Raw genomic sequence first — 6,748 nt, 5'->3', positions numbered from 1 at the left:
AAATTTTTTTCTCTGCTGTATATGATGTTTTCCCTGCAGGACGGTTGTTATATCCCCCTTTTGAATAGACATTTTGGCATGTCACAAGAAAAATCAAACAAATTCTATAACTAAATCTATAAACTAAAAAAGAAAAGCACTCTAGGTAGAAGAAAATCTCTAACTAGAGCGCTTTTCAATGTAAACAAAGAATAGCGGCATCCGTTCTTGTTACGGTTCGGCCAGTCCTTAAGATAAATCAAAAGAAAAGGGCCGTGTCATTCAGGTTGTGACAATATGATGTTCGTGACTGCCCACTGCGTGGCGGGATCATAATCCCGAAGAAGAACCTCGATGTTTAGTCCCAGTTCCTCTTCCAGCCGAGATTTCAGCTTCTTCTTGTAAATCATCGACATGTAAAAATCGACCTCGTATTTCAAAGCCGGAACCTCGCCCTCGAGCACAGTGGAGCGGGGAGACCGACGGTGTCTGGCATACAAGGTAATCGCATCGGGCTGAATGCTTGTCTTCAATAAAGAAGTGCCAAAGCCGAACAGCTCCTTGGAAACTTCATTATATACCTGACTCAGCTTCTGCTTGAATTCGTTGGAATCTAAATGAACCATTGGTCACCTACAAACGGTTGATTATTTTGGTGATGAGGAGTTCAGATAGGTCTATATTACATAAAAAAAGAGTTTTTTGCAAGACCATCGTTCGGGTTTTGTCGATTTTTGATGATAAATTAATGTCATAAATGATTTGAATTGAATCCATTCACGAACTTTTCAATCCATGTCAGGTTTGAATGACTGCTCTGAAACGAAAAATACGGTTAGAAAAGCATCAATTATAATACGGCCAGCCGCTGGAATCCCAATACAGATCGCTGATCAGCAGCTTGGGAGCGCCGTTCTCGGCTGTGCTGTAAGCTTGGCGTGCGATGATGCTGATGCCTTCGATGTCCTGTCCGCCAGGACCGGCCCAAGCGCTGTTTCCGCTGTCGATGACCGACGCGCCGCCGTTTTTCATGTCGGTTCCGTTTTTGTCGACGTAAGGCCCGCGAATGCTCTTCGAGCGATGAAATCGGGCTGTATGCCGTGCTTGCTCAGCAAATTTTGAATCGATGGAAAAGAATGTTATTCTACCTGTACGCCAAAATTTCCATGTTTTGAAGGAGGTCATCCGATGAAAGTCATCAACAGCTCTGTGTCCGCCATTCTGCTCTGTGCTGCTGTTTCCGGCTGCTCCGCTGCGTCGGATGAACAACAAGGGGAAGGAAGCTCTGCTCATAACGGTGCAGTAACGGAAGGCTCTGCTGCTGACGTTCAAGCCCTGTTCACGAGCGAAGGCGAACGTCCGGAGAAAGCGATCGTACAGCTCATCAAGGAGGCCAAATCCTCGCTGGATATTGCCGTATACAGCATCAGCTACGAGCCGGTTGTAACGGCCATCATCGATGCGGCGGACCACGGGGTTCAGGTACGGCTGATTACGGACCGGGCGCATGCGGAAGAAAAAGGGAAACAGAAGAAAGCGCTGAAGCGGATCCGGGAAGCCGGCGTTCCGGTCAAGGTGAATGCGCATGAAGGGAAGATGCATCTGAAAATGCTGATTGCGGATCAAAGCCGGGTGGAGGTCGGATCGATGAATTATTTGGAGTCCTCTGCCCGGGAAAATGACGACGTCGTGCTGATTATCAAGGATGCGGCCGTTGCCGCCAAGTTTGAGCAGGCGTTCAGACATCTGTGGGACGATGCCGATCGTTTCACGGACTGGAGCGGGTGATTTGTCAGAGGTCAGAACATTTTTTAAATTGTAACTTACTTTTTTACAGTTAGTATGATATGATAACTTCATAGTAAGTTGGAAATTTATACATACGGAGGCGAACAGCATGACGTCCTTTACAGACCTTGTCAAAGCAAGAAGATCCGCCAATAAATTCGACCCGAGCGTAACCATCAGCCCGCAGGAGCTGGACGACATGTTCAACCTCGTCAAATTTGCACCCTCGGCCTTCAACCTGCAGCACGCTCACTACGTTCCCGTCATCGATCAAACGAAGAAGGAACAGGTGCATGAAGCAGCATTCAAGCAGTACAAAGTGTTAACGAGCTCGGCCGTCATCGCCGTATTGGGTGATCTTGAAGCCTACCATAATGTGGGACCGATCAACGAAGGGCTGCTCAGCCTGGGCGTTATCGACAAGCGCGAATTTGAGGAAACGGTCAGCAGCGTAACAGACATGTATGAAAGCAGGGGCGACACGTTCAAGCGGGATGAGGCCATCCGGAACGCCAGCTTGTCCGCGATGCTGTTTATGCTGATCGCCAAGGACCGGGGCTGGGATACCTGCCCGATGATCGGATTTGATCCGGAAGCGCTGCGGAAGGTGCTGAACATTCCGGACCGGTATGTGCCGGCCATGCTGATTACGATCGGCAAGGAGGATACGGGCAGACAGAGACCGCGCGGCTACCGGAAGCCGGTGGCGGAGTTTGTGACATACGACGGGTTTAACTGATTAAAAAAAGAAGCGGCGGCCGTTCCAACGTTTTCTACGGTAAGTCCATGCAATTATTCATAAAGTAGTGTCAAGCCAAAGCCCTCTCCGATATGCGGGAGGGCTTTTTCGTTTGCAATCCTTTGCTTATACGTTGTCATTCCCTTGATGCAGGCGGGGAGATCATATCGATAAAATGCCGCGCCGCCTGGGACAGGTGGTGCTCCTTCAGCCAGATCAAGGCATACGGCGATGTTAAGTCCGCGTCCGCGATTCTCGCAACCTGAACATCATGACTGGTATGAAGCTTTACGATCGTCTCAGGGACGACCGCCGCCCCGAAGCCGCTGGACACTAAAGATAGCAGCAGGGGAATGTCCGAGCATTCGGCGATGATTCGGGGCTCAAAACGGTGCTTCGCGCAGGCCATCAGGACGGTGTAGTGAACGCCGAGTCCTTCCGTACTCGGAAGGATTAGAGGGTAGTTTCGGATCTGCTCAAGCGGGATCTCCGGAGCAAGAGACTCGGGGACAAGCTGCCGGGATGCCATCAGATAAAAGGGTTCTGTATTCAAATGAAGCACCGAGAACTCGTCCAGCGCAAGCGGAAGGCGAATGATCGCGAGCTCAAGCACCCTGCTCTTGACCATGCTGCACAGCTGTGCGGATTCGTTCTGCTGGATTTTGTAGATGACCTGCGGATAGTTCTCCTTGAACCGCATCAGCGTGCCGGGGAGGTCCACCGACGACAGTGTGTTGATGCCGATGCGGAGCACCCCTTTAAAGCCGCTGCCGATCTCCTGAACCTCGGTCTTGGCTTCGTCCATCAGCTGCAGCAGCTTCAGGGCGTAGCTGTACAGTGCCTTGCCCGCTTCGGTAAGCTCCAGATGCTTGCCGCTCCGCTCCACAAGAGCCGATCCAAGCTCGTCCTCCAGTGCTTTTAACTGCTGGCTCAGCGGAGGCTGCGACATGTGCAGCCTTCGGGCTGCGGCAGAAATCTGCTTTTCCTCTACGATGATCGTAAAATACCTCAGCTGTCTGACATCCATGGGTCATCCCTCCAGTCAATTCTGCTCAATGTATATATAAAACCTTAGTATTTCAAATATTATAAATATTTTTCATATATCAAATCCCATGTTAGCATACGGGATATGAGGCAGGGAAGTCTGCGCTTCTATCGCAGGACCACCAAAGGAGGAAGGGCTTGATGGAACATTCATCATTATGGCTGACCCATGTCCGGCTGGAGACCGGCTGGCGTTACGAAGGAGAGGCCGTCAGCGGTACGGAAACCGCATTGTACCATATCCGCATTTCGGAGGGGAGCATCGCCGAAATCCGGCCGGCGGATGCGCTGCCGGAGGACGGCTTCCCCCACACGGACATGGGCGGGGCGCTGATGCTTCCGGCGATGCGGGACATGCATATTCATTTGGACAAAACGTATTACAGCGGCCCATGGAAAGCACCGGGACCTGCGCCCAAAGGCATCTTTTCTCGGATCGAGGAGGAGGAGAAGCTGCTGCCCAAGCTGCTGCCGACGGCGCAGCATCGGGCGGAGCAGCTTATCGAGCTGCTGCTTGCGTCGGGGACGACGCATTTTCGCACCCACTGCAACATCGATCCGGTTGTCGGGCTGAACAATCTGGAGGCGACGCTGCGGGCGGCCGAAACCTATAAGAACCGCGCCACCTTCGAGATCGTGGCGTTTCCGCAGCACGGGCTGCTGCGCAGCCAAGCGGCCGGCCTGGTGCGGGAGGCGCTGCGCAGCGGGGCTTCCCTGGCAGGCGGCGTCGATCCGGCCACCGTGGACGGCGACATCGAGAAGTCGCTGAACACGATGATGGAGCTTGCCGTGGAGGCGGAGGCCGGGGTCGACCTGCACCTGCACGATCCGGGCCACCTGGGCGTGTTTACGATCCAGCGCCTCGCGGATCTGACCGAGCAGGCCGGATGGCAGGGCAGAGTCACGGTCAGCCACGCCCTGGCGCTGGCGGACATTCCGCCGGAGGAGGCGGCTGCGGTAGCCGCCCGGATGGCGGACCTTGGCATCTCGGTCACGTCGTCCGTACCCCTCGGGCGGACGATTCCGATCCCGATGCTGGCGAAGCAGGGGGTTCGGGTGGAGCTGGGGCATGACAGCATCACCGATCATTGGTCCCCGTTCGGCAAAGGGGACAGCCTGGAGAAGGCCGGAACGCTTGCCGAGCGTTTCGGCTGGGGCAGTGAGGCGGCGCTTGGCGCCAGCCTCGGCTTTGTGACCGGCGGACGGACCCCGCTGGACGGGGAAGGCCGCCGGGTGTGGCCGATGCCGGGGGACGAGGCCAGCGCCGTCTTTGTGGACGCCAGCTGCTCGGCGGAAGCCGTGGCGAGGCGGGCAGCGCGGAAAGCTCTGCTGCATCAGGGCAAGCCCGTTTTCGGAATGAAATAGACATGAGGGCGTAACTTCTTTTGAATTTTTTTACCCCACAGAATGAACTAAATACAATGTGAAACTTTTAGTTCAATCTATAGAATAGAAAGGATGTAGATATCGATGCAATCAGCTCTTTGGCTTACCAATGTCCGCCTGGAGAGCGGACTCCAAACCGACAACGGCGTGGTGACCGGCACGGAAACAGAGCTGTGCCATCTCCTGATCCGGGACGGCAGGATCGCGGATAAAATTCCGGCGAATCAGGCTATTACGGACGATCTGCCGCGGCTGGACGCCAAGTCGTATCTGGCGCTTCCTTCTTTTATCGAGAAGCACTGCCATCTGGACAAGACGCTGCTTGGTTCCAAGTGGCGGCCGGTTACGCCGGCAAAGCATATTTTTGACCGGCTGGACGAGGAAAAGCGCCTGCATGCGGAGCATGTCATTTCAATCGCCGAGCGGGCCTCCCTGTATCTGGAGACGGCATTGCGATCCGGAGTCACTCACGTCCGGACCCATGTGGATATTTACCCGGAGGCCGGCCTCAAGCAAATGGAAGAGGTCCAGAAGGCGCTGCAGGCGTTTGAAGGCAAGCTGACGTATGAAATCGTCGCTTTTCCGCAGCAGGGGCTCCTGCGCTCGCAGTCTGCCCAGCTGGTGCGGGAAGCGCTGCGCAGCGGGGCGTCGCTCGTCGGCGGGGTCGATCCGGCGACGGTAGACGGGGATGTGGAACAATCCCTGCGGACGATGGTAGAGCTTGCGGCCTCCGAAGGCGCGGGGATCGACCTGCATCTGCACGACCCGGATCATCTCGGGTTGTTTACGCTGAAGCGTCTGGCCAGCCTCACCCGGGATGCCGGTCTAGCAGGCAAGGTCGCTGTCAGCCATGCGTTCTGCCTCGGCGACATTTCCGCCGGGCAGGCCGAAGCAGCCGCAGACATGCTTGCGGAAGCCGGGATCGGCATCATCACGAGCGTGCCGATGAACCGCAAGTTTCCGCCCGTACGCCTGCTGCAAGGCAGGGGCGTATCCGTGTCGGTCGGCTGCGACAACGTCTTTGACGTATGGTCGCCGTTTGGCACCGGCGACATTCTCGAGCGCGCCGGCCGTCTGGCCGAAATCTCCGGCTGGGTGAACGAGCAGGCGCTCGCGCAGGGCCTGCAGTACATCACGGGCGGAGTTACGCCGCTTGATGCCGAAGGCCGCCAGGTTTGGCCGCGGATCGGCGACGAGGCGAGCCTTGCGCTGGTCGACGCGTCGTGCTCGGCCGAAGCGGTCGCCCGCAAATCACCCCGGGTGGCTACATTGTCCGGGGAACGTCGTGCCGGAGCGCTGGACTGAAGCAGTAGGTCGTGCCGGTCCTCGCAGTATCGCTCGACTGAAGCCAAATAGACAACCGGGCTCTGCGGGCCGGGGGACAAACAAGAAAGCCGTCAGCCTCTGCGATGCAGGGTTGACGGCTTTTTTATGCTTGTGGTTGGCGCTTGAAGGGATCTGCCAACAGGTGAGATGACTTCGCTTATCTAAATTAGGTCTTGCAACAAAACGCAGGGTTTTCTATAATCAAGACAGCATTAAATGGAACTGTGTTTCATTGTATGAAACATATCATCGAGAAGGTTCAACAGGATGCAGGTCCGTGGTTCGAATGCGAGACATGATCTAATGATGCTAAAGGAGCGTGAAGCATGATGAGCAGTGACAGTAAGGCAAGATTTTCAAACCGGGTGGAGAACTACGTCAAGTACCGTCCAAGCTATCCTGCGGAGGCGGTGGATTACCTCTATTCCGTAGTCGGCATGACGGCCGATTCGGTGATTGCCGATATCGGTGCGGGTACCGGCA

7 protein-coding genes and 1 pseudogene are annotated in these 6,748 nt (G+C 55.2%); 5 read left to right on the top strand and 3 right to left on the bottom strand.

The features are described 5' to 3' along the window. Nucleotides 1–257 precede the first annotated feature (257 nt). Together CPT76_RS01235 and CPT76_RS36490 are read right to left on the bottom strand one after the other, a co-directional pair. The gene (locus CPT76_RS01235) at nt 258–605 is read right to left on the bottom strand and encodes a Na-translocating system protein MpsC family protein (RefSeq protein WP_105441668.1); all 348 of its coding nucleotides are present in this window, start codon (nt 603–605) and stop codon (nt 258–260) included. Between the two features lie 220 nt (nt 606–825). Further along, a complete protein-coding gene (locus CPT76_RS36490; RefSeq protein ID WP_146116112.1) occupies nt 826–1,011 on the bottom strand; it encodes a hypothetical protein in 186 nt (61 codons plus the stop codon). Nucleotides 1,012–1,167: 156 nt separating this feature from the next. Between CPT76_RS36490 and CPT76_RS01225 the strand changes: the two genes are divergently transcribed. Both CPT76_RS01225 and CPT76_RS01220 read left to right on the top strand, forming a co-directional pair. Further along, the gene (locus tag CPT76_RS01225) at nt 1,168–1,767 is read left to right on the top strand and encodes a phospholipase D-like domain-containing protein (protein ID WP_105441666.1); all 600 of its coding nucleotides are present in this window, start codon (nt 1,168–1,170) and stop codon (nt 1,765–1,767) included. A gap of 109 nt (nt 1,768–1,876) precedes the next feature. Further along, complete coding sequence (locus CPT76_RS01220) at nt 1,877–2,506, top strand: nitroreductase family protein (protein WP_105441665.1); 630 nt, start codon at nt 1,877–1,879, stop codon at nt 2,504–2,506. A gap of 136 nt (nt 2,507–2,642) precedes the next feature. On the opposite strand, the gene CPT76_RS01215 is transcribed toward CPT76_RS01220, so the two are convergent. Beyond that, entirely contained in the window at nt 2,643–3,533 is an 891-nt protein-coding gene (locus tag CPT76_RS01215; RefSeq protein ID WP_105441664.1) for a LysR family transcriptional regulator, read from the bottom strand. 161 nt (nt 3,534–3,694) lie between these two features. Here CPT76_RS01215 and CPT76_RS01210 point away from each other — a divergent pair, with 161 nt between their 5' ends. The 3 genes and pseudogenes from CPT76_RS01210 to CPT76_RS38680 form a co-directional block, all read left to right on the top strand. Next, complete coding sequence (locus CPT76_RS01210) at nt 3,695–4,918, top strand: amidohydrolase (protein ID WP_105441663.1); 1,224 nt, start codon at nt 3,695–3,697, stop codon at nt 4,916–4,918. 105 nt (nt 4,919–5,023) lie between these two features. After that, nucleotides 5,024–6,244 carry an amidohydrolase gene (locus tag CPT76_RS01205; RefSeq protein WP_105441662.1) on the top strand — a complete coding sequence of 407 codons (1,221 nt, stop codon included), beginning with the start codon at nt 5,024–5,026 and terminating at the stop codon, nt 6,242–6,244. Nucleotides 6,245–6,591: 347 nt separating this feature from the next. Next, nucleotides 6,592–6,748: pseudogene (locus tag CPT76_RS38680) on the top strand (SAM-dependent methyltransferase); the annotation flags it as partial.

Source organism: Paenibacillus sp. AR247, assembly GCF_002968895.1.
Classification (GTDB): Bacteria; Bacillota; Bacilli; order Paenibacillales; family Paenibacillaceae; genus Paenibacillus_AQ; species Paenibacillus_AQ favisporus.
This window is presented reverse-complemented; position numbering and strand designations above follow the sequence as displayed.